General features: G+C 37.1%; 26 protein-coding genes. 10 read left to right on the top strand and 16 right to left on the bottom strand.

The features are described from left to right. Nucleotides 1-33: 33 nt before the first annotated feature. On the bottom strand, nucleotides 34-534 hold the full coding sequence (locus ASC84_RS01250) for a hypothetical protein (RefSeq protein WP_056510889.1): 501 nt from the start codon (nucleotides 532-534) through the stop codon (nucleotides 34-36). Between the two features lie 48 nt (nucleotides 535-582). Then, nucleotides 583-1,128 carry a hypothetical protein gene (locus tag ASC84_RS01245; RefSeq protein WP_004720765.1) on the bottom strand — a complete coding sequence of 182 codons (546 nt, stop codon included), beginning with the start codon at nucleotides 1,126-1,128 and terminating at the stop codon, nucleotides 583-585. Between the two features lie 245 nt (nucleotides 1,129-1,373). On the opposite strand from ASC84_RS01245, the gene ASC84_RS01240 reads away from it, so the two are divergent. Beyond that, nucleotides 1,374-2,024, top strand: coding sequence for a TrkA family potassium uptake protein (locus tag ASC84_RS01240; protein ID WP_004720766.1), 651 nt, complete (start codon nucleotides 1,374-1,376; stop codon nucleotides 2,022-2,024). 8 nt (nucleotides 2,025-2,032) lie between these two features. Further along, nucleotides 2,033-3,385 (top strand): TrkH family potassium uptake protein, encoded by a 1,353-nt coding sequence (locus ASC84_RS01235; RefSeq protein WP_004720769.1) that lies wholly within the window; start codon nucleotides 2,033-2,035, stop codon nucleotides 3,383-3,385. 210 nt (nucleotides 3,386-3,595) lie between these two features. On the opposite strand, the gene zapE is transcribed toward ASC84_RS01235, so the two are convergent. Together zapE and ASC84_RS01225 are read right to left on the bottom strand one after the other, a co-directional pair. After that, nucleotides 3,596-4,744, bottom strand: coding sequence for a cell division protein ZapE (gene zapE, locus ASC84_RS01230; RefSeq protein ID WP_004720770.1), 1,149 nt, complete (start codon nucleotides 4,742-4,744; stop codon nucleotides 3,596-3,598). A 108-nt stretch (nucleotides 4,745-4,852) separates the two neighbouring features. After that, entirely contained in the window at nucleotides 4,853-5,863 is a 1,011-nt protein-coding gene (locus tag ASC84_RS01225) for an AraC family transcriptional regulator (RefSeq protein WP_004720772.1), read from the bottom strand. 206 nt (nucleotides 5,864-6,069) lie between these two features. Between ASC84_RS01225 and ASC84_RS01220 the strand changes: the two genes are divergently transcribed. Both ASC84_RS01220 and ASC84_RS01215 read left to right on the top strand, forming a co-directional pair. After that, entirely contained in the window at nucleotides 6,070-7,542 is a 1,473-nt protein-coding gene (locus tag ASC84_RS01220; RefSeq protein WP_056510886.1) for an NAD(P)/FAD-dependent oxidoreductase, read from the top strand. Between the two features lie 88 nt (nucleotides 7,543-7,630). Next, a complete protein-coding gene (locus ASC84_RS01215; protein ID WP_004720775.1) occupies nucleotides 7,631-8,539 on the top strand; it encodes a lysine exporter LysO family protein in 909 nt (302 codons plus the stop codon). A gap of 198 nt (nucleotides 8,540-8,737) precedes the next feature. Here ASC84_RS01215 and pyrF read toward each other — a convergent pair whose 3' ends face one another. Then, the gene (gene pyrF / locus ASC84_RS01210) at nucleotides 8,738-9,433 is read right to left on the bottom strand and encodes an orotidine-5'-phosphate decarboxylase (protein WP_171252519.1); all 696 of its coding nucleotides are present in this window, start codon (nucleotides 9,431-9,433) and stop codon (nucleotides 8,738-8,740) included. 103 nt (nucleotides 9,434-9,536) lie between these two features. After that, entirely contained in the window at nucleotides 9,537-10,085 is a 549-nt protein-coding gene (locus ASC84_RS01205; RefSeq protein WP_004720777.1) for a helix-turn-helix domain-containing protein, read from the bottom strand. A 116-nt stretch (nucleotides 10,086-10,201) separates the two neighbouring features. Between ASC84_RS01205 and ASC84_RS01200 the strand changes: the two genes are divergently transcribed. The 6 genes from ASC84_RS01200 to ASC84_RS01175 all read left to right on the top strand — a co-directional run bounded on the left by ASC84_RS01200 (nucleotide 10,202) and on the right by ASC84_RS01175 (nucleotide 17,228). Continuing rightward, nucleotides 10,202-10,864 carry an AzlC family ABC transporter permease gene (locus ASC84_RS01200; protein WP_004720778.1) on the top strand — a complete coding sequence of 221 codons (663 nt, stop codon included), beginning with the start codon at nucleotides 10,202-10,204 and terminating at the stop codon, nucleotides 10,862-10,864. Between the two features lies 1 nt (nucleotide 10,865). Next, nucleotides 10,866-11,201, top strand: coding sequence for an AzlD domain-containing protein (locus ASC84_RS01195; protein ID WP_056510883.1), 336 nt, complete (start codon nucleotides 10,866-10,868; stop codon nucleotides 11,199-11,201). A 1,086-nt stretch (nucleotides 11,202-12,287) separates the two neighbouring features. Continuing rightward, the gene (locus tag ASC84_RS01190; RefSeq protein ID WP_056510879.1) at nucleotides 12,288-12,824 is read left to right on the top strand and encodes a fimbrial protein; all 537 of its coding nucleotides are present in this window, start codon (nucleotides 12,288-12,290) and stop codon (nucleotides 12,822-12,824) included. 87 nt (nucleotides 12,825-12,911) lie between these two features. Beyond that, nucleotides 12,912-13,616 (top strand): molecular chaperone, encoded by a 705-nt coding sequence (locus tag ASC84_RS01185; RefSeq protein ID WP_056510876.1) that lies wholly within the window; start codon nucleotides 12,912-12,914, stop codon nucleotides 13,614-13,616. Between the two features lie 24 nt (nucleotides 13,617-13,640). Continuing rightward, the gene (locus ASC84_RS01180; protein ID WP_056510873.1) at nucleotides 13,641-16,145 is read left to right on the top strand and encodes a fimbria/pilus outer membrane usher protein; all 2,505 of its coding nucleotides are present in this window, start codon (nucleotides 13,641-13,643) and stop codon (nucleotides 16,143-16,145) included. Between the two features lie 15 nt (nucleotides 16,146-16,160). Then, the gene (locus tag ASC84_RS01175; protein WP_056510870.1) at nucleotides 16,161-17,228 is read left to right on the top strand and encodes a fimbrial protein; all 1,068 of its coding nucleotides are present in this window, start codon (nucleotides 16,161-16,163) and stop codon (nucleotides 17,226-17,228) included. A 140-nt stretch (nucleotides 17,229-17,368) separates the two neighbouring features. On the opposite strand, the gene ASC84_RS01170 is transcribed toward ASC84_RS01175, so the two are convergent. From ASC84_RS01170 to gspK, 10 genes are all read right to left on the bottom strand, one after another. Then, entirely contained in the window at nucleotides 17,369-17,734 is a 366-nt protein-coding gene (locus tag ASC84_RS01170) for a lipopolysaccharide assembly protein LapA domain-containing protein (protein ID WP_004720791.1), read from the bottom strand. Between the two features lie 21 nt (nucleotides 17,735-17,755). Continuing rightward, entirely contained in the window at nucleotides 17,756-18,058 is a 303-nt protein-coding gene (locus ASC84_RS01165) for an integration host factor subunit beta (protein ID WP_004720793.1), read from the bottom strand. A gap of 159 nt (nucleotides 18,059-18,217) precedes the next feature. Then, entirely contained in the window at nucleotides 18,218-19,903 is a 1,686-nt protein-coding gene (gene rpsA, locus ASC84_RS01160; protein WP_016539437.1) for a 30S ribosomal protein S1, read from the bottom strand. A gap of 118 nt (nucleotides 19,904-20,021) precedes the next feature. After that, nucleotides 20,022-20,711, bottom strand: coding sequence for a (d)CMP kinase (gene cmk / locus ASC84_RS01155; protein ID WP_004821249.1), 690 nt, complete (start codon nucleotides 20,709-20,711; stop codon nucleotides 20,022-20,024). Between the two features lie 11 nt (nucleotides 20,712-20,722). Beyond that, nucleotides 20,723-21,157, bottom strand: coding sequence for an SRPBCC family protein (locus ASC84_RS01150; protein ID WP_004821248.1), 435 nt, complete (start codon nucleotides 21,155-21,157; stop codon nucleotides 20,723-20,725). An 85-nt stretch (nucleotides 21,158-21,242) separates the two neighbouring features. Continuing rightward, nucleotides 21,243-21,767 (bottom strand): tRNA adenosine(34) deaminase TadA, encoded by a 525-nt coding sequence (gene tadA / locus ASC84_RS01145; RefSeq protein WP_056510868.1) that lies wholly within the window; start codon nucleotides 21,765-21,767, stop codon nucleotides 21,243-21,245. Nucleotides 21,768-21,773: 6 nt separating this feature from the next. Continuing rightward, nucleotides 21,774-22,895, bottom strand: a complete 1,122-nt coding sequence (locus ASC84_RS01140; protein WP_056510865.1) for an enoyl-CoA hydratase/isomerase family protein — start codon at nucleotides 22,893-22,895, stop codon at nucleotides 21,774-21,776. Next, nucleotides 22,892-23,605 carry a uracil-DNA glycosylase gene (ung, locus tag ASC84_RS01135; protein ID WP_056510862.1) on the bottom strand — a complete coding sequence of 238 codons (714 nt, stop codon included), beginning with the start codon at nucleotides 23,603-23,605 and terminating at the stop codon, nucleotides 22,892-22,894. The genes ASC84_RS01140 and ung overlap by 4 nt, the downstream gene beginning before the upstream one ends. A 74-nt stretch (nucleotides 23,606-23,679) precedes the next feature. Next, complete coding sequence (locus tag ASC84_RS01130; RefSeq protein WP_056510859.1) at nucleotides 23,680-24,276, bottom strand: 6-carboxytetrahydropterin synthase; 597 nt, start codon at nucleotides 24,274-24,276, stop codon at nucleotides 23,680-23,682. Between the two features lie 233 nt (nucleotides 24,277-24,509). Further along, nucleotides 24,510-25,466, bottom strand: a complete 957-nt coding sequence (gene gspK / locus ASC84_RS01125; protein ID WP_056510856.1) for a type II secretion system minor pseudopilin GspK — start codon at nucleotides 25,464-25,466, stop codon at nucleotides 24,510-24,512. Between the last annotated feature and the right edge of the window lie 34 nt (nucleotides 25,467-25,500).

Here is a 25,500-nt window from a genome sequence, read left to right as displayed (position 1 = left end):
TTTATAAAATCAGAACAATTCGAAAAAGTTAACTTAATAAACCGCCATATTTAAATCACCATCATCATTAAATGCGTCATTAAAAGCATCCACAATTTGATTTAATTGTTGCTCATCTTGTGTAGGTACAAGCATCCAATACGGATTTTCACGATATATAACCAATAAAGAAAGCTGATACTGATTTGCAACCTGTTTAATTTTATCGAAAATGATTTCTTCTGTTTGTTGCATTGCGTCCATTTGATCATCAAATGAGACCCCATCATCTTCTTCATCGTATTGATCAAATATTTCAGCTATTGCAACTTCAATCTCATTTTGCAATTGCTCAGTATCAATATTGTGCTGGTTAAAGTAGAAATCATCTTCAACTCCATTGTCATAATATTCTTTTAATTCAATATAATGCAGGAAATCATGCTGTTGATTCAGCCATTCACTAAAACTATAAAATTTAGTATCTTGAGGAATTTTTTGTGCATTTAGCTCTGGAATTAAATGTTGAAGCAATGAATATATTTTCTGTGACATGGATATCTCTCTATTTTATTATCAATATGTTGAATTAATTGCAAAAAACTAAGTCGATCTTGAGCAATCAAATAATGCATAATGTTCTATACTGACATCTTCATCGTGAAATTGTTTATTAAAACACTTGCAGAATTTTTCAATTTTATATTCATGATTTGGTACGATCAACCAATAATAATCTTCAGCATAAATCAGCAACAGTTCATGATCATGTTGTCTGGCTTGTTTTAATATCTCCTCGAATACAACATCATAAACTTGATCTTGAACATTGTAATAGCGTCCAATAACATCTTTGTGTACTTCATAATGATCAAATAAAGGCTTCGCTCTTTCACGAATTTGAGTTTGAATTCCCAAGCTATCTACTGCATATTCATGAAAAACCGCACAACGCTCAATCTCATTTTCATGAAATTGCATACGATCAATTTTCATTAAATATCCACGAAATCGCCCACCAAACTTTTCAGCTTCGATCCAATTGAGAAACTCCACAAAACGTTTACGATGTTTCTTTTTAGGAATATCTCTTTGCTCCAACGCTGGGAACCAATGTTGGAGAATTTTAAAAATTTTCTTATCGTCCATTTTTTTATCATCCATTTTTTATTCTTGGATCGAAAGCCCAATCTTGGCTTTGCATTTTGAAATTTCAAAGCAATGATATCGGATCAATTTTAAGTTTTTATGACATAAATCTGGTTTTATTTACATTTATCGCTTTTTATTCTCAGTTTGTAGATTGGCGTTGCAATACTTTAAAGATAAAATATATAAAAATTGAATATGATCATACCAACACAAAATCAGTGTCGGGATAAGGACTTTGTAGAATGGCGCAATTCGCTGTCATCGGTTTAGGCAGTTTTGGTGAAGCAGTTGCACTAGAACTCACCAACTTAAATCACGATGTAATAGGTATTGATACATTAAAGAAAAATGTAGAAAACATTGCAGATAAAATCAGTCATGCAGTTATTGCAGATGCTACCGATGAACATGTGTTAGATGAACTGAATATCAAAAATTGTGATGCCGTGGTGGTTGCCATTGGTGAAGATATTGAAGCCAGTATTCTATGCGTACTGCATTTAAAAAATTTGGGTATCGAAAAAATCTTTGTAAAAGCCAAATCTAAATCACATCATATGATTTTGTCTCATTTAGGCATTACAAAAATCATTCACCCTGAAGAAGACATGGGGATTCGTGTTGCACAATCACTCAGTTATCCAATGGTGAGACGTTATATGGCGTTAAATAATGATCGCTATATCGTCAAAATTGAAATAGGTGCAAATTTACAAGGCGCGCAATTTCAAACGGTCATGGAAAATACCCCCGAACTTACAACCTTGTTATTACAACGCGGTTCGCATGTACTGTATGATATTGCACCGGGGACGATTTTACAGGAAAAGGATATTTTAATCCTTGAAGGACCTGTAGAAATGTTAAGACAATTTTCGATTCGTTTCTTATAGTCATAACTATGCGTTTATCTAAAAAAGAACTAATCAACAAAAAACACAATAGTATTAATCTCAGCCCACCGAGCTTACTTGCTTTAGGTTTTTTAAGCTTTATTATCATCGGAACATTGTTACTTAAACTTCCCTTTGCTAATCAAGGCAATTTGACATGGCTAGAGGCCCTGTTTACTGCCACGTCTGCTGTAACCATCACTGGGCTGTCTGTCGTTAACATTGGAGACTCCTTAACCACCTTCGGTCAAGTTGTGGTGATGATACTGATCCAATGCGGTGGCTTAGGTTTTATGACGTTTGCGATCTTAGCTGCTTTGAGTCTTTCCTCAAAAGTTGGTATTCGGCAGCAAGTCATGGCACAAGAAACCATTGGTCAAACCAGCTTGGCCAAAGCGACCTTTACAGTAAAAGGGGTTTTTCTTTACTCATTGTTCTTTGAAGCGATTGGTACAGGGATTCTAACCATGGCATGGTCACATCACTACGACCTAGAACATGCATTTTTCTACGCGCTGTTTTATAGTATCTCTGCTTTTAACAATGGTGGATTTTCTTTATTTCCCAATAGCTTAATGAGCTTCTCTGACCAGTATATGGTGACATTTACCATCAGTATGTTGTATATCATCGGTGGGATTGGTTTTGTTGTGTTGATGGATATTAAAAGAGCCAAGCGTTGGAAGAAACTCTCCACCAATAGTAAGTTAATTCTGTCTACAATTGCGGGCTTAAACCTTTTTGCCTTTATTGTTATTTGGGCAATCGAAGCATCCAATCCTTTAACATTGGCTCCAATGTCTGTTGGTGACCAAGCTTTAAACGCGTGGTTCCATGCTACCGTACCTCGTTCATCAGGTTTTAACAGCTTGGAAGTCAGCAGTATGACCAATGCATCGACCTTAATTACCATGGTATTGATGTTTATTGGTGGCGGTTCTTTAAGTACCGCTGGTGGAATTAAAGTTGGCACATTTATCATTATGATTTTAAGTGTCATTACCTTCTTAAAACGTTCAGATGAGATTACCATTTTTGGGCATTCTGTTTCTCATCAGGCGACCTTTAAGGCAATGGCGGTCATTTCAATTACTTCACTGCTGATCCTGATTGGCTTTTTTACCCTACTGATCCTTGAGCCTGATAAAAAGTTTTTAGACCTATTATTTGAAGCCGTTTCTGCGGCTTGTACTGTCGGCTTATCACGCGGAATCACTGAAAATTTACATGCTGGCAGCCAAATCGCTTTAATTTGTCTAATGTTTGCTGGACGCTTAGGACCACTAACACTGGCTTATTTGATTGCTACACCGAATAAAAGTCGTGTTCGTCATCCTAATACTGAAATTCAGGTGGGTTAATTGTTTTTAGTCATCAAGCGAATACAACTGAAACAGCTTTGGTTTTATGAGATTGTTTAATCTTATCGTGTGTATTTAGAATAGGATGAACACCCTTAAATAGTTTGCTCACACAGTCCTTGCAAAATGCATACTGATGACAGTATCCCCCTCATAAAAAAGCGATCTTATCAATGATAAGATCGCTTTTTTACATCTTTCTAAGGATGATTATTCTACTTCTAACTCACTATTGCCTTTAATCAAACGATGCTCTGACTGCAAATATTCATCTGATTGCATTTCGAGTAAACGAGAGCGTGTACGTTCAATTTCGAAAGCCAGCTTCTCTCCGTCATAAATCTCAATAATCGAGTCTTGAGATGTTAGTAACAGCTTTACTCCACGGTCATAAAACTCATCTACCAGATAAATAAAACGACGTGTACCTTCTGACAGCAAATCAGTTAAGTGCGGAACATTACTCACCAAAACGGTATTATAGATATTGGCAATTTCAATAAAGTCCGATGGACTACGCGGTTTCATACAGAGTTCTCTAAACTCACACCACAATACATCTTCTGTATGGCCCAAAGTTTCAACAACACGGTTATTAATCGTAATTGGTTCTTCTGACACTGTCTGCGATGTGGTTAATGCATTAAAACGCTTTGCCATCCAGACTTTATTGTCATCTGTCAGTGGCGATTTAAACAATTGCGCTTGTTTTAATACCCGTAAACGATAGTCAACACCCGCATCAACATTCAATACCACACAATGTTTTTTTACCATTTCAATCGTTGGAATAAAACGATCACGATGGATTCCATTTTTATATAAACCATCTGGGGCAATATTTGATGTGGCAATCAAGGTAATGCCACGGGTAAATAATTTTTGGAATAAATCACTGAGAATCATTGCATCGGTTACATTCGATACAAAGAACTCATCAAAACAAATCACCACAGCTTCTTTATAAATTTGATCTGCAACGATATCTAAAGGATTACGCTGTCCAGAAAGCTTGTTTAACTCTTTATGCACAAATTGCATAAAGTGATGGAAATGCATACGGGTTTTACGGCGAAAAGGAATCGAATCGTAAAATTGATCCATGAGCCATGTCTTTCCACGCCCTACACCACCCCACATATATACACCTCTCGGTGCAGTTTGACGGCGGAAACGACGAAAAGCTTTCTTCGATGCTTTATAACGATTGATCAATTCTTGCCATACCCGCTCCAACTCATGTACTGCTTGAGCCTGAGCATCATCTGGTAAAAACTGTCCAGATGACAATGCTTTTGCATAACGCTCAGCGGGTGATACGGGAGTAAATGCTGTTGAAGTTGTATTCTGATCTAACATATCATTTTGTTACTTTTAAAGGCTAAAGGAAGTATATCGAATATTCATTTTTGATAAATAAAACTTTGGGATAATTCTAACTCTATATCTCATATCAGCACTACCTGTTTATTTACCATATTGACGCGGGCTTTGCCCAAACCAACGTTTAAAAGCATGATTAAATGCAGCGGGTTCTGAGTAGCCGAGTAATTCCGCAATCACCTCAATTGAATATTCCTTATATTCAATCAATCGTAAAGCTTTGTGTTTAATCAACTGTTCCCGAATTTGTTTATAACTGGTATTTAATTGCTGCAACTGGTGGCGCAAGGTTCTTTCAGGCACATTCAACGCCTGTGCAACTTCAGCCATCGACGGAATAATCCCTTGCTGTAATTCCAAATAATCATTTACCCGTTGAATCAACGGCGCAATTTTCTGTTCTTCGGCATTTAATCGCTCAATTTCAGCAATACACTTGGCTTCGTAAACCCGATGTGTAATCGGATCTGCGGATGGAATCGGCAGTTGCATCACATCTTCATTGATCCAAAAAGCGGCTTTTTCACAATTAAAATGTAAATCTGAACCATAATAATCATGATATTGCTTTAATACACTTAAATCCTGAGGCTGCTGAAAGGGTAACTCGATTCTCACGCTGGGCGCTGTAAGTCCCATCATTTTATAAATATCATCCAGAAATTTATAAGTTCCAGAGATTTCACATTGCGCTCTCAACAAACCCATTTCTGTTTCTAAGTCTACAGGCTTGTAGGTTAATGCGACTTGATGATCGCCTTTCTCAAGCCCTAAGACACCGTATAAATAGGTTAAACCCTGATAATGCACACCATTTTGAATCGCATCACCAACATTACTACATGTCACCAAGAGCATGAGTAAGGGACCATAACCCGCCAAAGAATAATGTTGACCGATAAACAAACCTGTTTCTGGCTGCACACCCTGCCCAATCACTTTTTGTATATCCCACTCTAAGCTGGGATGAATGATTGAACTGGGATCAAGTGCATCTGCTTTGATCCCAATACTAGCAAGTCGTGAATCTACATCGATTCCAGCATTACGCATACCATGAATTAAATACATTAAACCGAGAATCGAGCGTTTCATTGGATCATCATTTGATTTCTACCCAAACTTTGTACTACAAAGATGGTTTTTTGCAAATTGCCGAATATATCAATTTTTGTGTCAGTGCAATCATATTTCAAGCGCTGCATTTCCGATATTCTATGCAAAACTGGAAAAGTCAGAGCGAACAAAAATGAGTACAGCCCCCTACGACTGAAGCAAAACCCCAATCAACGCAAGTTGCAATTATTGGATCTGGATTTGGTGGTTTAGCCATGGCAATCCGCCTATTGCAAGCCAATATTCATGATTTTATCATTTTAGAAAAAGCAGATGATGTTGGTGGTACATGGCGTGAGAACCAGTACCCAGGCGCAGCTTGTGATGTTCAATCACATATGTACTCGCTTTCCTTTGCACCAAAAACAGATTGGTCAAAACGTTATGCCGAAGCGCCTGAGATTTTTGACTATATTCAAGATTTAATTCAGCAATTCAATTTAAAGAAATACATCCAATTTAATCAAGAAGTGGTGTCAACACGTTATGATGAGCACAATTTCAATTGGCATTTAACACTAAAAAGTGGACAAAAAATTGAAGCTCAATTTGTTATTTTTGCATCAGGGCCATTGCATGTACCACAGATTCCTAAAATTAAAGGGATTGAAAAATTCAAAGGTGAAGTTTTCCATTCATCACACTGGAAGCATGACTATAATTTAAATCAAAAAAATGTAGCATCCATTGGTACTGGGGGTAGTGCAATTCAATATATTCCCGAAATTGCTGCAAAAGTTCAAAATCTTTATGTATTTCAAAGAACCCCTGCTTGGGTGATTCCTCGTGATGAACGTGCGTATAATGCACTTGATAAAAAATTATTTAGTCGCTTTGAATGGTTTAGAAAATTACACCGTGCTCGTTTGTACTGGTCAAATGAATCACGTGTCGTCCCCATTGTAAAACCACAAATCATGAAATATGGTCAGAAACTTGCTGAAGCTTATATAAAATTCCAAGTCAAAGACAAAGAAATCGCCAAAAAACTGACCCCTGACTATATTATGGGCTGTAAACGCATCCTGATTTCCAACAAATACTTTCCAACATTTAATCGTAAAAATGTTGAATTAATCACCGATGGAATTCAGGAAATTACAGAAAATAGCATCATCACTAAGGATGGCAAAGAACGTCAAATTGATTGTTTAATTTATGGTACTGGTTTTATTACAGACCCACGGATCTATTTAAAATCATTTGATTGCTATGGTGAACACGGTGTTGAATTAAAATCGGCATGGAAAGATGGTGCAGAAAGTTTTTATGGGATCAGTACTAAAGGTTTTCCTAATCTATTTCAATTGCTTGGTCCGAATACCGTACTGGGCCATAACTCTGTAATTTTCATGATTGAATCTCAAGTGAATTATATTTTGCAATTGATTCAAATGGTTGCAAAAACACAGACGCAAGCAGTGACGGTAAAAGCTGAAGTACAAGATCAATTTAATGAAAATGTACAAAAACAGCTTGAAGGTACGGTATGGCAATCTGGCTGTGTCAGTTGGTACCAACAAGATGGCGGTAAAAACTTTGCATTATGGCCAACCTATACCTGGAAATTTTGGCTCAGCACTCGCAAAGTAAACCCAGCAGATTTCCGCTTATTAGGCCGTGAGCAAAGCGCAAAACAAAAGTCAAAAGCTGCATAAACTTGGTTGATATTCTTCTATAAATTTTCAACCGCTTTTCTGCGCTTCGACTATAATAGATAGGTATCCATTGCCTATCTATTTTTTCATGCAATCACTTTGGCTTATTTTCCAACTTTTATTTTGTTTATGTTTAGGGTTTATTTTAGCCCGCAGAATTCCACAATCCATTGAAAAAATAGCTTTTAAAATACTGCCTTATTTTACCTATATTCTTTTAATTGCAATTGCGATGGAGTTTTCTCAAACAATTCATAACATTGCCAGCCCTGCACAGATTCTCACCAGTTCAATCACTATTGCATTCACCACATCATTGGGTGCATTTTTTTGTTGTTATCTGGTATTTACAGCGATTGGCTATAAACCATCACAAGGTAAAGTTTCTGCTGAATTATTGATGGGTTCATTACTCAACATCAGCTATGCATTTATTGCACTGGCTGTAGGTTATGGCTTAGCAGAGTTAGCCCACCTTTTTCATGTTCCTCTACATGTCAGCACATGGAATTTACTTTTAGTTTACATGTTACTGATCGGCTTGGATCTGGCTTACTCGCCACTGGATCGTTCTTGGCTAAACTGGAAAATTATGCTGGTACCGATTGCCTGCGTGATTGGCTCACTATTGGGTGCTGTTGCGGCATTTTTCTTGATTCAAGATATCAGTATGAAAGATTTAATCATGCTATCGCAAGGTTACGGCTTCTATTCGATGACAGGGATTGTGGTGACTGAATTAAAGAATGCCCATCTGGGAAGTATTGCGTTAATGAACGATTTATTTAGGGAGATTTTTGCCATTTTATTTATGTATATGATTGGATGGCGTTATCCACGTTCAGCAATTTCTTCTGCTGGTGCAACCGCAATGGACGTCACCTTACCTATGGTGAAACAAGCTTGCGGCAATGATTATATTCCACATGCTATGGTCAGTGGTTTTGTTCTGTCGGTATTGGCGCCAATTGCGGTAAGTGTTCTGGCTGCACTTTAAAATTAAGCGCAGAATATCGTGCCCTATCTGATGAGATAGTGATACTGTTCAATAAAGTCATTGGAATATAAAAGATTATTTAAACTATTGAAGAAAAGATCTAGTAGCGCAGGTACACTACAGTGTATATACATCAATTTTTATTATATAAATCAAAGAAATCACCCTCTTGATCAACTGACCAAGAGGGTTTATTTTTTATAGGGTCGCTAAAATATCTTGCAGGGTTTTACTTGGATGTTCTGATTGAGTAATTGGACGACCAATCACTAAATGAGTAGAACCATCAAGCATGGCTTGCTTAGGCGTTACAATACGCTTTTGATCATCCGCATTTGCACCAGCTGGACGAATCCCTGGTGTTACCAAAGCAAATTCAGCACCTAACTCCTGACGTAACATCTTGGCTTCCTGAGCCGAGCATACCACGCCATCCAAACCACTCTGTTGAGTCAATTTAGCCAGACGTTTCACTTGTTCAAATGGCTCAATGTCTAAACCAATTTCACGCAAGTCTTCACGTTCCATTGAAGTAAGTACAGTAACCGCAATCAATTGGGTTTTATAGTTACCTGCTTTTAAGCGTTCTACACAAGTTTCCATCATTTTACGCCCACCTGAGGCATGGACATTGACCATCCATACGCCCAAATCGGCCGCAGCACAAACTGCCTGCGCAGTTGTGTTAGGAATATCATGAAATTTTAAATCGAGGAATACTTCAAAGCCCTTATCATGTAGTGCTTTCACAACCAGAGGGCCTTCATGGGTAAATAGTTCTTTACCGACTTTTAAACGACATAGTGATGGGTCAAGCTGATCAGCAATTGCTAGGGCGTCATATTGGCTTTTTGCATCTAAGGCAACAATAATACTCACGAATCTCAGTTCCATCACATAAATTTGCGCTCATTATAAAGTGATTCACGCCATGTACAAAGCCAGAAAATCGACTTCATCACAAAACAATCAACTATTCTTACATCTTGCTCATGATTTATCTCTGTTCTGAGATCAAAATTGCACGCGTGTCTTGTTCTAGTGCCTCAAAAATATGCGCTTGATCTGCTGGATAGGAAATATAGTCCCCTGCTTGAAGCAACTCAGCACTGTCTAATAAACCCACTTTGGCAGAGCCCTGCATGATAATAATATGCTCCACACTGCCAATAGGATGCGGTTTACTGCAACGCGGCTCACCCGGTTGAGTTGTAAGCATATACACATCTCGTCGTGCATTGGGTGGGCATGTCGCCAACAAAACAGCCTGATAATTTGATATTTCAGAAACAACTGAAGCACCTTCGCCATAACGAATCACTTGTGTGGCTTGAGCTTGTGCTTCCATAAGTTTGGCAAAAGGAATATTTAAAGCCACGCAAAGTGCCCATAAAGTTTCGAGACTCGGATTACCCTGCCCAGATTCAAGTTGCGAAAGTGTGGACTTCGCAATGCCTGCACGTCGAGCAACTTCTCCCAAAGATAATGCAGCACTTTTTCTTTCTTTTTGCAGATTATTTGCAATGATTTCAATTGGTATAGACATTATTCTTCCAAAAATGACGATCGTTCGGTTTGACGAACAATAATAATCAAACTATTATAACAAATGATCGTTCATTTTATCGAACGATCTTATTACCCCAAGCAAGGCTCATCTAAATGAAGTATAAAGAAATAAAAAATTTACCCAAGCCCCTGATAAAATCAATCGTGATTCTCTGTATCGCAACCGCACTGATCGGGATTTCATTAGGTACGCTTGCAGTCAATTATCAACTGCCGATCTGGATACCTTTACTGCTTTCAATCTGTGTCTTGGCTGGTGCTGCCGAGTTTACTTTCATTGGCATGATTGCTGCTGGAAGCAGTCCAATTACAGCTGCTATTGTCGGATTGCTGATTAATTTACGACATCTGCCTTTTGGTTTAGCAATTACCCATTTTATAAAAAAAAATAAATTAAAATATTTTGCTACACATATTATGAATGATGAAAGTGTTTTATTTGGTTTAAGCCAATCTTCAAATGAGCTAAAACTGAGTGCTTATTGGCTGTGCGGAGTCGGAATTTTATTTGCTTGGCCCATAGGCGTTTTAAGCGGTTATGTACTGGGAAGTCATTTAGCTTATGCAAAATTACTGGGTATCGATACGATTTTTCCTGTCGTATTGTTTGCACTTACCTTTAAAGCATTAAAAAGAAAATCTGCTCGAAAATCGGCAATGACTGGTGCAGTCATCAGCCTCGCTACTTTTCCATTTCTACCCTTAGGGATTCCGATACTTATGTCATTATTTGGCTTGTTTGTAGGAAGAAAATAACATGCATCAGCAATTTATCATTTTGATCGGGATCATGCTGCTGGCGATGGGTACTTATCTGATCCGATATGCAGGACTTTCACTCAACCAATATTTCACAATCGGCAAACAACATGAGCAACTCTTTAATGATGCCGCAACAACTTTACTGTTTTCTATTGCGATTCTCAGTACTTTTTTTGAAGGTACGGATTTGGCAGACTTAGGCAAAATCATGGGGGTATTGGTGGGCTTATTTCTGATTTGGAAAAATCACTCACTTATTACGACGATTGTAATAGCAATGCTGGTCACCACAATATTCCGCTTTACAGAGTTTTTCTGGTTAGCCCAATAGAATTGTTAAAGCTTAAAAAAGCGTTTTGCAACAATCAAAGCGCTTTTTTAACAGCATAATGTAAGTGACTACGTGTGCTTAATTATTGATCGAAGATAATGTTTTAATCTCTATGCTTATTTTTTATGAATACTTAATCAAACATAAAGCGCTTAAAATTCATTTTATATTGATCATTGTGAAGCACTTCACTCACTCCAAAAATAAAACATTTCTCAAAACACTGCCTTCTCTATATTTTAATCCTTACAGCAGATAAATTCTTTTTCAAGTAATTAAAAACCAGTAAAAGCTTAAATGAATATTAAATTAAATAAAAATTATATTTTTATTTAATTTATTGATTGCATGCATTCATGTTTACACTAGAGTTTTATTTTTAATAAATCTATTTGCTTTATTTCTAAATATATTCTTTATAACTAAACAAACACTACAGAACAACTAAACAATAATTCTCTTTAATAAATCAAAAAGTGATCATACCAAGTGAATCATAGTGGTATTCAAAGCTTCTTCTCCTGTTGAGATCATTCTAAGATGAGCGCGATTTTATGTTGATCTATGCATTTAAAAACAATTTACAAAGAAGCTAAATAAATACTAAAAAATCCATTAAATTCAATCTAATAAAAATTATTGATAAAAATAATCAATTACAGTCCAGTATATTAAAATAAAATCCAATATCTAATTAATAATGATAATAAATTATTTTAGAAAATCTTAAAAACATACTCGCGCTTAATATAAGCAGATCAAAATAATTTGCTATAATATGACGTTATTCACAAAAAGTGACATTTTTTGTCACTTTTTGGTAAACAAAAACAAATTCGCGCTAAATTAAATAAACATGTTAATTATAAATATACTCTTGTATTTAAATAATAAAAAACAAATCTAAAACAAATAACATAATATTGTGCTTATAAGATACAAATAATGTGATATTTGTCTCTTTTTTTCGTTGTTTTTATTTAGGAAAAATTTATAGTAGCCCTTATTGTTTAGCTCCTAAACACTTCCCCTTTATTAGGAAAGTACCAGTAAAGGGCAAATCAACGCAGTATTGAGAGAAATTCTATGAAAAAAATTCAATTGGGTTTAGCGATCATTGGCTTAGGTTTAGCATCTTCAACAGTTTTTGCAGCTGCTGATGGTACAGTAACAGTTACAGGTAAAATCGTTGATCAAACTTGTACAGTTGGTGGTACTGCTGGTAACTATACTGTTGTTTTACCAACTGTAGGTAAATCAACTTTAGCGACAGCGGCTACAACAAATGGCGACACTAAATTTACCATTAATTTAACAGCATGCCCTGTAGGTAATGTGGGTGTTTATTATGACAACACCAATGCAAATATTAATACTGCAGGCCGTTTAAACAATATCGTAACGACTGGCGGTGCAACAAATGTAAATATTCAATTATTGAACTCTGCAAAAGCAGTGATTGACCTTACTAAAGATCGTACAGGCCAAAACATTGTGACTTCAAATGTTGCAACTGCAAACGGTTCTGCAAATCTTGATTTTTATGCACGTTACTATGCAACAGGTGCAACGACTGCTGGTGATGTAAGCACGACTGCAACTTACTATGTTGTATATCCATAATTAAAAATTTGGATCTGTAAGTCTTCAAACAAGTCTGCGTTAATTTCTACACCTTAACCAGACTTGCCTCTCCCCAAGGGTCTTTCGATGAAAAAACCATTTTTTATTTCTAGCTTGTTAATGCTCAGTACTTTGATCACATCCGCTCATGCTGGTATTGTGATTACAGGTACCCGTGTAATTTACCCAAGTGATAAAGAATTTGTATCTGTGCAATTAACCAATGTAGGTGATCAAATTGCATTAGTACAATCATGGGTGGATAGTAAAGACATTATTGCAGATCCAACCACAACCCAAGCCCCATTTATTGTTACCCCTCCAATAACCACGATTGAAGCTGCTAAAGGTCAATCTTTACGTGTCATTTTCAATCAAAAACAAAAACTTGCTACTGATCGAGAAACATTGTTTTGGCTCAACGTACTTGATATCCCAGCCAAGCCAACAGCTGAAGCAAATTACTTACAATTTGCGATTCGTAACCGCTTAAAACTGTTTTACCGACCAACTGGCATCAAAATGGAACAGCAACAAGCGTTTCAAAAAGTTGAAGTACAGCGTGTAAATAACCAATTACAAATCAATAATCCGACACCTTATTACTTAAATTTTGGTAAATCGAATCTGGTTTTAAAAAATGGTGCGCCAAGCGAAATTAAAAATCTAAGCTTTATAGAACCATTTTCAAAACAACAAATTGAGGTCGAAAATTTATCAGACGCCAAGTCCGTCCAGCTTTATTTAATCAATGACTACGGCAGTTTATCGACAATAGAGAAACAGTTTTAATCTAAATTATTGGGAGAATTGTGCTTGAAACATTTCACAGTTAGGTATAGTGTTTTGGCGCTAAGTCTATATCTATGTAATCAAAATGTTATAGCGCAAGCACCACAATTCGATAACAGTTTTTTATACGGCCAAAACTCTAAAACAATTGATCTTGAAAAATTTGTTTCAAGCGATAAAGTCGCGCCAAATGATTATATTCTCGATATTTACTTGAATGATCGTTATATCACCCGCTCTATTGTGCATATTTCAGATGATCCTGAATCTCCTGAAAAGCAACGCTATTGTATTCCACGTAATACCGTTAAACAGCTTGATTTCAATCATAAACTTATTGATTTAGATAAAGTGAGTGATGACTGTATCGATACACGCTTAATGAATCATGTCGTATTCTGGAAACTGAATATAGCGGAACAACGCGTGGATGTTTCAAGCCCTCAATCGATGTTAAATGAGCGACCATTTGGCTATATAGATCCATCACTTTGGGAAACTGGTGGAAATAGTGCTTTTCTCAAATATTACTACAATTACTATAATTCAGATTATGGTCAGGATAACAAACAAGACTCTAGTTTTCTCAATATTAACTCTGGTATCAATATTGATGATTGGCAATTCCGTCATTCTGGTAGTACCAGTATGGGAGACAGCAATCATTCAGGCCAATATACCAGCTATGAAAACAAGCTTATGCGAGTACTGCCTAGTTTTAAAACTCAGCTTAGCCTTGGTGATTTCTATACCAATATAAAAACTATCAATAGTAATTCGAGCATTGCCATTCGTGGGGTACAACTTGCTAGCGATGACAGAATGCTTCCGATTTCATTGCAAAGTTATGCACCTACAATTTCAGGTTATGCAAAAAGTAATGCTTTAATACGGGTACGCCAAAATCAACAAATTATTATGGAACGCACTGTTCCTGCCGGTGCATTTAACATTACAGATCTCCAAACACCTGGGACGGGTGGCACATTAAATGTAGATATTATTGAAGCAAATGGTGAAATCCGCAGTTTTGATTTGCCTTATAATAATTTTATTCAATCTATTCGCGCACAACAGTATCGTTATCAAATTGCAGCAGGTACTTTTCGTCAAAATAGCAAATCCTATGATGAGAAGTTAATTAATGCATCTTTTGATTATGGATTAAATGATTTTATCTCAGTGAGCAGCTCAGCACTGATCAGTGATCACTATCAATCTTATATTCTTGGAACCGCTTTAAATACCAAGCTCGGTGGTATTGCCCTAGAAAGCAATTATGTTAAAGCAGATATTAACCAATCCAACCAAAATTTAGACAGTTCTTTAGTTACACTCCGCTATAACCTTGCACTAAACGGTGCAAAAACAAATATTAGTTTAAACAGTACTGTTTATGGAAACGATCAATATTATTCCTTTGATGAAGCCATGCAAAATCGCTATATCCAAAACAACAGTTCTGCGCTGGTGCTTAATGGTCGTCCCAAGTCATCAAACTATATTCAACTGAGCCAAAACTTAGGTCATCAGTTTGGTGCTATTTCAGCCAATTTTTCGCAATATAAATTTTGGCATCAAGTCAATACACAAAAATTTTACCAAATTAGTTATAGCAATAGTTATAAAGGCATCAGTTACTATGTGGGTATGCAACATACTCAAAATGATCAATACAAATTAGATAAAGACACCCAATACTTTGTCAATGTGAATATTCCCCTGTCGTTTAAAAAGAAAAATAGTAATTTACGCCTAAGTAGTGAAGTCTATCCAGATAATAATGCGCTCAATACCAATCAAATCGGCATATTTGGAAATTTAGGTGAAAATCAACAGTTTGGCTATAACTTCAATTATTCAAATAGTAAAGATAAAGATCTCTTCAGCAGTTCTTTAAGTTATCGAACCAATCCGGTTTATTTAGCATCGACTTATGCAACTGACTTTGACCAACAACGTCAATACTCTTTACAAGCACAAGGTGCAATTGTTGCACATCAACACGGTATTACTTTAGCCAATGATTTAAATGATACTTTTGCAATTATTCATGCCAAAGGTTTAGAGGGAACCAGCCTTTCCAATGGAAATAATATTAAAATTGATCGCTGGGGCAATGCGATTATTCCCTATCTAAATCCTTACCAATACAATAGTATCAACTTAAACCCAAATACAATTCCATTAAATACCGATGTTGATGCAACCCAATTACAAGTTGTACCTAAATCAAACGCAAGTATTCTGGTTGATTTTAAAGCATTAAAAACCACAAAAGCCTTAATTGAACTTAAACACGCAAATGAGGCGCTCATTCCAATGGGTGCTCAAGTGAAAGATACTTTGGGTAATGCAGTGACTACAGTAGGACAAGGTCAGCAAATTTTTATGCAAAATATAAATCCTGGACGCTATAGCGTCTCTTGGAGTAATACTGATTCTTGTCAATTCAATATTTCAAAAGAAATATTGGAGCAAAGTAAAAATCAAATCCCTTTTGCAAGCTTTAGCCTAAATTGCAAATAAGCACGGAGTAATTTTATGCTGAAATATAAATTGTTATTTATGTTATCTACACTCCCTGCAAGTTTTGCAGTATTTGCAGATTGTAATGTAGGCAGCAATTTCACTGGCGGTTATAGCATGCCGACGATGAATGCTAATACCATGAATATCAATAAATATGAAGGAACATCGGTACAGTCTAATGTGTATTCGCGAGAAGTTGCTTCAGCAAATTTTGATATTTTTCGTGTTTACACTGGATGTACTGTTGGTGTGAATAGAACCATTTTTGGGAATGTTTTTGCTGCCAATGTGACTCCTTATGATGCGAATATTTCGCGTTTAAATGCTTATCCAGCTTTAGGAATTAAAGTTGAAATGGGCGATGCGCCTGCAAGTGGCGCATTAAAAACGCTAAATACCACTGAATTAGCAATTTATAGTTATAGTGGTGATTCACATGGGGTAAAAATGAGAGTGACATTATATGTTTTACCTAGAACATCAACAATGACCTCATACCCCACAACGATCAATGTTTCGAATCTACGAATAGCAACCATCAGTTTAAGACGTGTTAGTGATAATGTTCTTATTCCTGCAAATATACAAATTCCCGTATATTTAAATGCAGCAGTGAATATATCTGAATCCACATGCTCACTAAGTCAAAGTAGCTACACTATTGCGTTACCTGACGTCAGTGTACGAAACTTGGGTTTAGTCGGAAATGAAACTGCATTAAGCTCAAGTAATACAGCAACCCTCAGTATTAATTGTGCAAATTTAAATGATGGTGCAGGTCGCGAAATAAAGGCTTATACCACTGATGCCTTAAATCAATCCAATGCGACAAATATATTAGAAAATCAAGTTGGTGCTGGTTATGCGACAGGCGTAGGGATTCGTTTACGTGATAAAAACAATGCGATAATTAGTCTAGATCCAAACCAATCAAAGAGTACCAACAAGTGGACCTTTGGCAATTTAAGCACTTCTCAGTTGATTCAACATGTAATTAAAGCCAATTACGTAAGAACAACAAATACAGTGACACCAGGTCTAGTGAGATCTCAAGCTTATTTGAATATTGTATATGATTAAAAAAAGCGAACTTATGTTCTTTTATTTGTTTGATAATATTGAACAAAGTTTCTGGTGTTGAATAATTGACACAATCAACAATCAGTACAAATAAAAAAGCGCTTTACAGTGATGGTAAAGCGCTTTTTTTATCATAATGATTAAAGCGGATTGATATTCTTATTTTCTGGTTGAATATCTAATACCGTCTTTTCATGACGAGCACTTGCGGCAGCTTCAGCAGCAGCCAATTGTGCTGTCTGTATTTGTTCTTTTCGGAGATGATCAATATCTTTACGAAGACGCTTAACTTCCCATGCATTTTGGAATACACGGAAAACCTGTACACCAAGCAACAATCCAAGAACAATCCCGAGTACCAGAGTTAATAGTAGCAATAACCCTAAACGCATTGCTGGTACTTGAGTAAACAATAAATCTACAGGTAGTTCAGCTGGATTCTGCAAGACTAATGCTAAAGCATAACCAAAGACTACCAGTAGTAATGCAACTAAGAAATAGCGCATACTCACCTCATTCGAATTTTATTAATTAGCAGATTCGTTTACTGCATCACGGAGTGCTTTACCAGGTTTAAAGTGAGGTACAGCTTTTGCTGCAACTTCTACTGATTTACCTGTTTTAGGATTACGACCCACACGTGGCTCACGGTGATGTAAAGCGAAACTACCAAACCCACGAATTTCAATACGGTCATCTGAAGATAACGATGCAATCATTTGATCGATCATAATCTTAACTGCTTCTTCGACTAATGGCTCTGCTAAATGCGGATTTTTAAGAGCAATTCTTTCTATTAAGTCAGACTTATTAAGTGCTTCAGTTGTCATTTAAGACCTCATTAATTTTAATGCTAATTGATATACACCAGATAATATCCTTTTTAAATACAAAAAGGTAGCGCAGTAATCATATACTACGCTACCTTTTACACTATTTGAATAAAAAATATTAATTAATTACATTAAATAATACTTCTTAACAATCACTTAGTGGTTCATCTGTGCTTTGATCAAATCACCAATAGTCTTAGGACCATTGTCTTGACCTGCAGGCGCAGTTGTAGTTGTTTTCAAGTTTGCTACAGCTTCTTTCTCTTCAGCTTCGTCTTTCGCTTTAATCGACAAGTTAATAGAACGTGATTTACGATCTACATTGATGATTTTAGCTTCAACTTCTTGACCAACTTCTAAGAATTTAGTTGCATCTTCAACGCGATCGCGGTTGATTTCAGACGCTTTCAAAGAAGCTTCAACTTCGTCAGCTAACTTAATTGTTGCGCCTTTAGCATCAACAGCAGTTACTGTACCTTTAACCAACGCACCGCGTTCGTTAGCAGCTAAGAAGTCATTGAACGGATCGCTGTTCATTTGCTTGATACCAAGACTGATACGGTTACCTTCAGCATCTACAGATAAGATAACTGCTTCAACTGTATCACCTTTCTTGTAACGACGAATAGCGTCTTCGCCTTGTTCGTTCCAAGAAATATCAGACAAGTGAACTAGACCATCGATACCGCCAGGTAAACCGATGAAGATACCGAAGTCAGTGATAGACTTGATCGTACCAGAAACTTTTTCACCTTTGTCGTGTGACTTAGAGAACTCTTCCCATGGGTTCGCACGAGTTTGCTTGATACCCAATGAAATACGACGACGTTCTTCATCAACTTCAAGAACCATAACATCAACTTCATCACCAATCTGAACAACTTTAGATGGGTGGATGTTTTTGTTTGTGTGATCCATTTCTGAAACGTGTACTAAGCCTTCAACGCCTTCAGCGATTTCAGCGAAACAACCGTAGTCAGTTAAGTTTGTAACACGTGCTTTAACGATAGAACCTTTAGGATAACGGTTCATGATCGCTAACCATGGATCTTCGCCTAATTGCTTAAGACCTAAAGATACACGATTACGTTCTTTGTCAAACTTAAGTACTTTAACAGTAACTTCTTGACCCACTTCAACAACTTCTGAAGGGTGTTTGATGCGTTTCCAAGCCATATCTGTGATATGTAGAAGACCATCAATACCGCCAAGGTCAACGAATGCACCGTAATCAGTAAGATTTTTGATCGTACCAGTAACTGTTTGGCCTTCTTCCAATTGAGAAAGAAGCGCTTCACGGTCAGCTGAAGATTCAGCTTCCATTACAGCACGACGAGATACAACAACGTTGTTACGTTTAGCATCAAGTTTGATTACTTTGAATTCTAACTCTTTGCCTTCAAGGTGAGTTGTATCACGAATAGGGCGAGTATCTACCAATGAACCTGGTAAGAATGCACGAACTGGACCGATGTCAACAGTGAAACCGCCTTTAACCTTACCAGAAATAACACCAGTAACGATTTCGCCGTCTTCAAAGATTTTTTCAAGTTTAGTCCAAGTTTCAGCACGTTTCGCTTTTTCACGTGATAAAACTGTTTGACCCATACCGTTGTCAAGCGCTTCAACAACAACATCAACTTCATCGCCAACTTGAACTTCAAGTTCACGTTGTTCGTTTAAGAATTCTGAACGTGCAACAACACCTTCAGATTTAAGGCCAGTGTCAACAGTAACCCAGTCAGAGTCGATGCTAACAACGATACCTTTAATAACGGCACCTTTGTCGATATTGAGAGTTGATTCGCTTTCTTCAAAGAGGGCTGCAAAAGATTCGGTCATGATATACCTAGTAAAGTCAACGGTCTTGGATCAGACAAGGCCGGTTTAGTTAAGCCATCCACATAGTCCGTATAAACTGATCAAGCTATGCTTTGGCTAATATTTGGTTAAATATTCTTTATTTAGCTAAATGTAACTCGACATAATCAGTCATCAGTTTAAACACTTCATCGATGTTCATTTCTGAGCTATCAATGATATAAGCGTCTTCTGCTGGCTTGAGTGGAGCGACTGTGCGTTCCATATCTCTTTTATCTCGAGCTTGTATATTTGCTAAAATGTCGCTTATTTTAACATCCAGCCCCATTCCCTGCAACTGTTTTACACGACGCTCTGCACGGGACTCGGCTGAAGCAGTGAGATAAATCTTCGCTTGTGCTTGTGGAAAAATAGAAGTGCCCATATCACGCCCATCGGCAACCAAGCCAGGCAACTGAGCAAAAGCATGTTGTCGATCTACCAATGCCGCTCTAAGCGCTGGAATTGCTGCGACTTTTGAAGCAAATTCACCAACACGTTCAGTACGAATCGTTTGTGAGACATCCTCACCATCTAACAAAATCATGATTCCGTTATCAGCACTCTTAAATACGATATCTAAATTTGTTGCAATGGTCACACTTTGTTGCAATACAGATTCAGTATCTAATGCGTCTAACAATTCTTTTTGATGCAATGACAATCCAAGCAAACGATACAGCGCACCAGAGTCTAATAAATGGAATTGATAGTGATGCGCAAGTTTTGCTGCAAGTGTTCCTTTACCAGAACCACTTGGCCCATCGATTGTGATAATTTGAATTGTCATTGAATTTCCAATTAAGCTACAGACTTAGCAAGTTTCTTAAATCCAAGTGTAATCGCTAGTTTAAGCTGTGCAAGTATTAATTTACTCACAAATGGTGCACGTGCTTGTAATTCGATCGTATAGTCAACACGGGTTTTGTTTGCAGCAAGCGCTGTAAACTCAATAATTCCAATATGATGTTTAATCAATGGATTGTTAATTAACTTATATTCAATACGTTTATTGACATCCAGATGCGTAATTTGCTCTTGAATCGGCTTGATCGGACCAAACCCCATACGACGGATAGAACCCAATCCATCTGGGCGTTCAGGATCAGCAGCATCTTTTACCCGTACAACTTGAATGGGAGCAAAAGCCACATTATAGGTTGAATGTTTTGATAACAAGTCAAAAACCTGATCGATTGGTGCATTAAACTCTTGTTTTACTTGAATAGAATTCATTGTTATACCCTTTTAAACTTTAACTATATTTTTAAACCCTTATTTTGACAATTTTCATTGTCACTAAAATCTTGTGTATTCTAGATCATTTTAATGAGTCATTTAAGGTCTTTTGTTGTAACTTTAATTGTTTTTTTTGCTCACGACGCATTTTAAAAAAATCAGACAGTTGGCTTGAGCACTGCGTTTGTAAACAACCGCCTTCAAACTGAAATATATGATTGTAATAGCCAATCTCTAACAGTTGGCGGCTACTGATAAGTGAACCCGCTTTAGGTTCAGTCGCGCCAAAAACCACACGTTTGATTCTTGCATGGATTAATGCACCAACACACATGGTACAAGGTTCAAGTGTGACGTATAAAGTGGCGTCTTCTGGCAGGCGATAATTTTCAATCTTTTGACACGCATTGCGCAGTGCCTGAATTTCCGCATGGGCTGTTGGATCATGCTGAGCAATCGGTTGATTATAACCTTCACCAATGACTTGCCCCTGACTTACAATCACTGCACCTACAGGAATTTCACCGATAGATGCAGCAAATGCAGCTTGCTCTAAAGCCAGCTGCATCCATTGTTGATCTATGTGTTGTTGAGTTTTTTCAGTCATATGACCTTAAATGATACCGTACTGACTTAGCAGCGCATTCCAACTGTCAATCGTTGTGACGGGTGGATTTTTAGCAAGTATTCCACGCAATGTTCGAGACTCAACCTGTTCCCACTCTGGTGATAAATCTTTATCCACCAAACGTGCGCGTACCCCTTCAACAAAATCAGGATGACGAATTTTCCAATCAGAAATTTGTTTTTCTAATTCAAAAACCTCAGACCACGGATGAACTTGACGTCCCCACTGCCATAACAACCAGGTAATCGCAGCAGTACTTGGTGAGCCCTTTTGTAGATTCTCACTGGCTTGACGCAACCAATCACTACGCGCATCACTTAGGCCAATAATCGCTTCATAATCATGTTCAAAGTTTACACCACGACAAACACTATGAATCACATCCAAAGAGTTTTGCAACGGTCCCGGTGAAACAGGACGATGTAAACTATTTAAGGTGTCATCTAAAGCACGGAAATCACCAGCAGGATAATGATCCCAATCAATATCAATCAGTTTCTGCAAAACCACATCACGTTGGGCATCACAAATATGAGTTGCCCAGCCAATCCCATAACCACCCGCTGCAGTCATGATCGAACCAGTTAAACCTGTGAATAAACCTATCGGACCACGATCTGCCAAGAAACGTGTAGCCCCCACATCTGGATATAGACCAATATTCACTTCAGGCATAGCAAGACGCGAATACGGAGTAACTAAACGAAATGGGGCAGCCATAAATAAGCCTAAGCCACCACCCATGACATAACCTTCACCCCAAACCACTATAGGTTTAGCATAATTATGCAACAGTAAATCTAAAGCATATTCCGTTTCAAAAAACTTATTGGCTGTTTCAACTTCATTGTTGATCACCAATTGGCGAAGTTTACGAACATCACCACCTGCACAAAAAGCTTTTGGCGTGGTTGAATCCAACCAAATTGCCTTAACTGAGTCATCATGATGAAAATCCTCAAACAGCTTCAATAATGCCGCAACGATAGATTCATCAAGTGCATGAAGCGACTTAGGACGATTTAAGCGAATAATTCGCCATCCCTTTTTCGCTTCTTCGATAATCAGATCTGGGTGATAATTATTTATTTCGGGAGAGTTTGTCATGCGTCCAGCTGCCAGTCGATTGGCTCAATGCCATATTGTTTCAGATAATTATTTGTTTTTGAAAAAACCTTACAACCAAAAAAGCCACCACGATTTGCTGCCAATGGAGATGGGTGCGCAGCTTTTAATACCAGATGCTTCGTTTGATCTATACGTTGTCCTTTTTTCTGAGCATATGCACCCCAAAGTATAAATACAATGTGCTCTCTATGCTCATTTAACACATCAATCACATGATCTGTAAAATTTTCCCAACCGCGTTTTTGATGTGATGTCGGTTGCCCAGCTTCCACTGTCAACACACTATTTAAAAGCAATACACCCTGTTGAGCCCATTTAGTGAGATCACCATGTCGGGATACAGGCACAGCTAAATCTGTATTTAACTCATGAAAGATATTACGTAAAGACGGAGGCAATGCAACACCTCTTTGTACGGAAAAACTCAAGCCATGCGCTTGATCAGGGCCGTGATAAGGATCCTGTCCTAAAATGACCACTTTTACATGATTCAATGGCGTTGTGTCTAATGCATTGAAAATACGTGAGCTCGGTGGATAAATGGTTTTATTTGCATTTTTTTCAGCAACTAAAAAAGAACGCAAATCATCCATTTGCTGACTCAAAAGAAACTCAGCTAAACCTTCTTTCCAACTTTGATCTAACCGAACTTGATTTAATTTTGTTTGTTCGAGTTCAGATAATTGCATCAACTTTCATCCTAAATTTCATTTTCCTAAAAATTTATTTGTCCTAAAGATGGATTTCACTCAAGAATCATCATTTAAATTTTAACCTGTAAATCCACTTCAGGGTTTTGAAACGGAATACCTTGTTTCAATTTTTCATACATTTCTGGGTCAGACCATTCAGATATGACCTGCTCAGAAAAAATAATTTTATCCAGATTCAACAGTCCCATCTGAGCATTTTCAATATCTTCTTGAAAACTTTGCGCATAACCTGTATCGGTTTCATGCACAATCACAGAGTAGACTTCAACATCCCCTTCCCCATTTTGGGTAATGGTGGATTTTAAAATCTGTTGCGCGAGAAAAAAGAATATCCGTGAAAACTGTTCAGCCGATGGAGAAACTGGCAAAGCCACCCAACGAGCACTAAAAGTTTTACACGCCTGAATATATTCAGAGTTATCTTCTTGCCAAAAACAGATCGCATGGTCAAAACTGTCGAAAATTTCTTTAATTACACCTTTAAGCAATCCAAAGTCATATACCATTTGACCATGATCAAGTTTTGAAGCTTTAAGTAGTAATTCAACTTTATAGCTGTGCCCGTGTATAGACCGTTTGCAACGATCTGACGTGCAATTGCGCACAATATGTGCATTTTCAAACTTAAATAACTTACGAATTAACATGAGCCAAATTTTATAAACAAATCGGTAAAGAATCTCGATTATAAAGCAAAACTCGAACCCTGAGCATTAATTTTCACGTTGATTGCAATTAGCAAAAAGCATGATCTGCTTTTTTAGGCCTATTTAGCTTATCGAATCATGTTTACTCAATCAACCAACCTTTTGACTACCTTTTAACTATTTTTTATAGTTATTTAAAATCATATAGTTAAAATAAATATTCACTAAAATTTTCAAAATGGCGCAAGGCTACGCGAATAAACATAAACTTGCGATTTATCATTACGCATAAAGCGCGTAGTAAATTGACGCTTTCGATTGCTTAAAGATACTTCGATCTTGGCTTTAAAATAATTGGATGTCACACCGAAAATCTTATCTGCCTCGGTTTTACTTGCAGCTTCCAATGTGTCAAATGGTGCGACTTTCATCAACTCACCTACATTGGCAAAGTGCTCAAGTTTTTCTTGTCGCGCTTTTAAAGCTGTTTGTATGCTATTTACGTCTAGTTTTTCATCCATGGCTGCCAAAACCATTGCAGGTGCTGTATTAACATTAATTCGTGTGGCAATATCAGGCAGTGCCGATATATAAGGTGCGATTAAATCATACTTTTTTTCTTCAAAACCACGTACTTGTTTAAGTTCTTCAACACTGGAAAATTTTCGATTTGCAGCCAAATATGGTTTAGGTAAACCTTGGTAATAACTTGTTTCGGCGCCGAATGAACCTATGGTTTCATTATCTGGATCTTGCCAATCAATCACGGCTTGGACAGCATCAGCAGGTAAACCGACACGAACCAACAGTTTAGAAAAATATTTCTGTGCTGCATCGTTGGGCTTACCTTCATTGGTTAATAAACTGTTTAAATTGAATTTACCTGACTCATCTTCCAACACACCTGTAACATATCCATCTTCAACGGGAAATGCTGGCATTGGTTTTGCCCAAGTTTCCTGTAAATAATCTGCCTCTTTGCTGTTTTCGCTGTCTTGTACCAATATCTCAGAATAAAATGCTTCCGCACTCTTTGCATAAAAAAGTGCTTGGCTTTGCCGTTTTAAAAACCCTGTACTTTCATTGGTGTAATTTTGACGTTTAGCAATCGTCGCAGCAATAATGGTTGCCAAAGCGACCATCACTAAAATCGTAATTAATGCGATACCTTTTTGCTGCTTTAATTGCATGAATGATTTACCTAAATTTATTGATCCACATCTA

The sequence above is a fragment of the Acinetobacter sp. Root1280 genome (genome assembly GCF_001425285.1).
In the GTDB taxonomy this organism is placed as follows: Bacteria; Pseudomonadota; Gammaproteobacteria; order Pseudomonadales; family Moraxellaceae; genus Acinetobacter; species Acinetobacter guillouiae.
The sequence above is the reverse complement of the archived record's forward strand: the minus strand, read 5'-3'. Positions and strand labels throughout refer to the sequence as shown.

Bases quoted from the DNA above. Each gene is read 5' to 3' on its own strand.
- ASC84_RS01250 (WP_056510889.1), bottom strand. From the start codon at position 534: ATGTCACAGAAAATATATTCATTGCTTCAACATTTAATTCCAGAGCTA.
- ASC84_RS01245 (WP_004720765.1), bottom strand. From the start codon at position 1,128: ATGGACGATAAGAAAATTTTTAAAATTCTCCAACATTGGTTCCCAGCG.
- ASC84_RS01240 (WP_004720766.1), top strand. From the start codon at position 1,374: ATGGCGCAATTCGCTGTCATCGGTTTAGGCAGTTTTGGTGAAGCAGTT.
- ASC84_RS01235 (WP_004720769.1), top strand. From the start codon at position 2,033: ATGCGTTTATCTAAAAAAGAACTAATCAACAAAAAACACAATAGTATT.
- zapE (WP_004720770.1), bottom strand. From the start codon at position 4,744: ATGTTAGATCAGAATACAACTTCAACAGCATTTACTCCCGTATCACCC.
- ASC84_RS01225 (WP_004720772.1), bottom strand. From the start codon at position 5,863: ATGAAACGCTCGATTCTCGGTTTAATGTATTTAATTCATGGTATGCGT.
- ASC84_RS01215 (WP_004720775.1), top strand. From the start codon at position 7,631: ATGCAATCACTTTGGCTTATTTTCCAACTTTTATTTTGTTTATGTTTA.
- pyrF (WP_171252519.1), bottom strand. From the start codon at position 9,433: ATGGAACTGAGATTCGTGAGTATTATTGTTGCCTTAGATGCAAAAAGC.
- ASC84_RS01205 (WP_004720777.1), bottom strand. From the start codon at position 10,085: ATGTCTATACCAATTGAAATCATTGCAAATAATCTGCAAAAAGAAAGA.
- ASC84_RS01200 (WP_004720778.1), top strand. From the start codon at position 10,202: ATGAAGTATAAAGAAATAAAAAATTTACCCAAGCCCCTGATAAAATCA.
- ASC84_RS01195 (WP_056510883.1), top strand. From the start codon at position 10,866: ATGCATCAGCAATTTATCATTTTGATCGGGATCATGCTGCTGGCGATG.
- ASC84_RS01190 (WP_056510879.1), top strand. From the start codon at position 12,288: ATGAAAAAAATTCAATTGGGTTTAGCGATCATTGGCTTAGGTTTAGCA.
- ASC84_RS01185 (WP_056510876.1), top strand. From the start codon at position 12,912: ATGAAAAAACCATTTTTTATTTCTAGCTTGTTAATGCTCAGTACTTTG.
- ASC84_RS01175 (WP_056510870.1), top strand. From the start codon at position 16,161: ATGCTGAAATATAAATTGTTATTTATGTTATCTACACTCCCTGCAAGT.
- ASC84_RS01170 (WP_004720791.1), bottom strand. From the start codon at position 17,734: ATGCGCTATTTCTTAGTTGCATTACTACTGGTAGTCTTTGGTTATGCT.
- ASC84_RS01165 (WP_004720793.1), bottom strand. From the start codon at position 18,058: ATGACAACTGAAGCACTTAATAAGTCTGACTTAATAGAAAGAATTGCT.
- rpsA (WP_016539437.1), bottom strand. From the start codon at position 19,903: ATGACCGAATCTTTTGCAGCCCTCTTTGAAGAAAGCGAATCAACTCTC.
- cmk (WP_004821249.1), bottom strand. From the start codon at position 20,711: ATGACAATTCAAATTATCACAATCGATGGGCCAAGTGGTTCTGGTAAA.
- ASC84_RS01150 (WP_004821248.1), bottom strand. From the start codon at position 21,157: ATGAATTCTATTCAAGTAAAACAAGAGTTTAATGCACCAATCGATCAG.
- tadA (WP_056510868.1), bottom strand. From the start codon at position 21,767: ATGACTGAAAAAACTCAACAACACATAGATCAACAATGGATGCAGCTG.
- ASC84_RS01140 (WP_056510865.1), bottom strand. From the start codon at position 22,895: ATGACAAACTCTCCCGAAATAAATAATTATCACCCAGATCTGATTATC.
- ung (WP_056510862.1), bottom strand. From the start codon at position 23,605: ATGCAATTATCTGAACTCGAACAAACAAAATTAAATCAAGTTCGGTTA.
- ASC84_RS01130 (WP_056510859.1), bottom strand. From the start codon at position 24,276: ATGTTAATTCGTAAGTTATTTAAGTTTGAAAATGCACATATTGTGCGC.
- gspK (WP_056510856.1), bottom strand. From the start codon at position 25,466: ATGCAATTAAAGCAGCAAAAAGGTATCGCATTAATTACGATTTTAGTG.